This is a genomic window from Dyadobacter sp. LHD-138 (assembly GCF_030929615.1).
Classification (GTDB): Bacteria; Bacteroidota; Bacteroidia; order Cytophagales; family Spirosomataceae; genus Dyadobacter.
The window spans coordinates 1-2,299 of sequence record NZ_JAVFVU010000094.1 but is presented as its reverse complement, the minus strand read 5'-3'; the positions used below and the strand labels follow the sequence as shown (position 1 = coordinate 2,299).

Sequence of the window (2,299 nt, the reverse complement as noted above, 5' to 3'; positions counted from 1 at the left end):
CCCTCTCAATTACCATGGAGGGGTTGTGAGAAAAATGTGGAGCTCTTACGAAGCTAAAATTGAGATTTCTTAAAAAAATTATATGCCAAAATTTGTTTTGACCTTAGAATTCCGGCGATGAATGATGCAGCTCTGGATTTCCGAGTCTGGAAAAGATGCCAATATTGCCTCGGAAAAGCCAGTAAGATTGTCGGTACAAGCTATTAAAATATCTTTTACTCCTCTGGATTTAAGATCAGTAAGAACGGAAAGCCAGAAATTAGCTCCCTCACTTTCAGATATATACATCCCAATCAGATCTTTATAGCCATCTCGATTTACGCCTAGCACATTGTAAACAGCTCGTGTTACGACACGTCCACCGTCTCTTACCTTGTAGTGCATGGCGTCCAGCCATACAATGGTGTAAAGGCTTTCTAGTGGCCGGCTTTGCCATTCCTTTACTTGAGGAATTACGCGTTCGGTAATCTCAGAGAGCGTGGCATGAGATATTTCAACGTCATACATTTGCTGTATATGATCCGATATATCCCTAAAACTCATGCCTTTGCTATAAAGACCAATGATTTGAGGAGCTAGGTTGTCAGCCAGCACCGTTTCGCGTTTTTTAACAATTTGGGGTGCAAACGTGCTTTTTCTATCTGCTGGTGTAGTCAAAATAACTTCACCAGACATCGTTTTTAAGCGTTTGCTGCCTTTGCCGTTACGCTTATTACCGGATTCGCGCTCTTGTTCGCTGAGATGGGTATTCATCTCTACTTCAAGAGCACTTTCCAAAAATTGTTGAAGTAACGGAGCGAAAACCCCATCCTTACCAGTCAACGATTGGCCTTTCAGCAACTGATCGAGCGCCTTGTCGCGCATCTGTTCGAATTCTGTCTTTTCCATGTTCTGTCTTAAAGTTAAAACTTTTAGACAGAGTTCATTTTACAGTCTCAATATGCATCCGACACATCTTCGCGATATGTTCTGTTCAGCCTTTCATTGTATCCATTCTGCATTGGTTTGCCTGGTTGAATAAACTTTTGCACAATGTGATTTCTCTCGCACCATTTAGCCAATTTTTTACTGATGAACTCCGGTCCATTATCGGTTCTTATTGATAGCGGCAGCCCCTTTTCCGGGTCTAACTGCTCCAAAACCTGGATAACTTTTTCAGCACAAATTGAATAATCTGCATATGCCGCAAGTACTTCTCTATTGGCGTCATCCATGACAATCAAAATACGTACACGTCTACCGCTACTCAATGCATCGCTGAGAAAATCCATGCTCCAGGTTTCATTTAGTGCTTTGGCGGCCTCCAACGGTTGTTTGGGTCTTAGTAAAATGCGTCTTTTCCTTTTACGTCTCAGTTTGAGATTCATAGTTCTATAGATTCGCAGCACTCGCTTTCGATTCCAGACCAGCCCTTTGTTCCTCAAATTGCCATAGTACCAATCAAAACCTCTTGTTGGATGCGCCTCTGTCAGCTCATTGAGCATATCAATTACAGGAATGTCATTTTTTACCGTTTTATAATAAAAAACGCTCCTACTAATTTGCAAAACTCTACATGCCCGCTCGATGCTAAATTCTGCTTCCTGACAAATATAGGAAGCAATCAATCGCTTCTGAGCAGGCTTTAAAGCTTTTTTTCTATGATCTCTTTTGCAAGCCTGTGATCCAGAGCCAGCTCTGCATACATATGTTTCAGACGACGATTTTCCTCTTTCAAAGCCTTCAATTCTGACAGCTCAGAAGCTCCCATCCGCCATATTTTTTACCGCAGCGGTAGACCGTGCCAGTTGTACAAGGTAGCTTTTGAAACGCCATTTTCGCGGGCAACATCGGCCGCTAATTTGCCCGAATCCAGGTATTTAAGGATTTTGACAATCTGTGATTCTGTGAATGTTTTTGCTTTCATAACAGTGAAAAATTAGAAAATTTGTCTAATTTTTCACTGTCCTATTTTTAGGGAAGCCTACATTCTTGACAGCAGTAGCTATTCTGAATAGCAAAGATTCAGATTTACAGGAACTTGGCAGACTATTGCACCGATATGGAGATACCTATGCACATACAATTTTAAAGGACAAGGTTTATGAACCAATCCCAATTAGTGAACGAAGGATGTATGGGGAACGGTATGTTGAGTTCGTCGATTCGACCAGAGAACAGTATGCGTCCGATAAACACCGTATTTGAACGGATCTGGATATCAGGTAATCTTGCCTCATGAAAAATGAGACAGAAAAAATGCGTGATCTGTACGATCAGTGGCAGACGCAAGGTATAAGCAAACAGGCTTTTTGCAATC

5 protein-coding genes are annotated in these 2,299 nt (G+C 41.6%); all 5 read right to left on the bottom strand.

The window, feature by feature from the left end:
• Positions 1-78: 78 nt before the first annotated feature.
• Positions 79-888, bottom strand: coding sequence for an IS256 family transposase (locus RB622_RS29995; protein ID WP_308050529.1), 810 nt, complete (start codon positions 886-888; stop codon positions 79-81).
• 47 nt (positions 889-935) lie between these two features.
• A complete protein-coding gene (locus RB622_RS29990; RefSeq protein WP_308050528.1) occupies positions 936-1,607 on the bottom strand; it encodes an IS3 family transposase in 672 nt (223 codons plus the stop codon).
• Between the two features lie 17 nt (positions 1,608-1,624).
• Complete coding sequence (locus tag RB622_RS29985; protein ID WP_255699441.1) at positions 1,625-1,750, bottom strand: hypothetical protein; 126 nt, start codon at positions 1,748-1,750, stop codon at positions 1,625-1,627.
• 12 nt (positions 1,751-1,762) lie between these two features.
• Positions 1,763-1,906, bottom strand: a complete 144-nt coding sequence (locus RB622_RS29980; RefSeq protein WP_308050527.1) for a transposase — start codon at positions 1,904-1,906, stop codon at positions 1,763-1,765.
• A gap of 161 nt (positions 1,907-2,067) precedes the next feature.
• Positions 2,068-2,299, bottom strand: a 232-nt coding sequence (locus tag RB622_RS29975) for a hypothetical protein (protein WP_308050526.1), incomplete at its 5' end; no start/stop codon positions are given.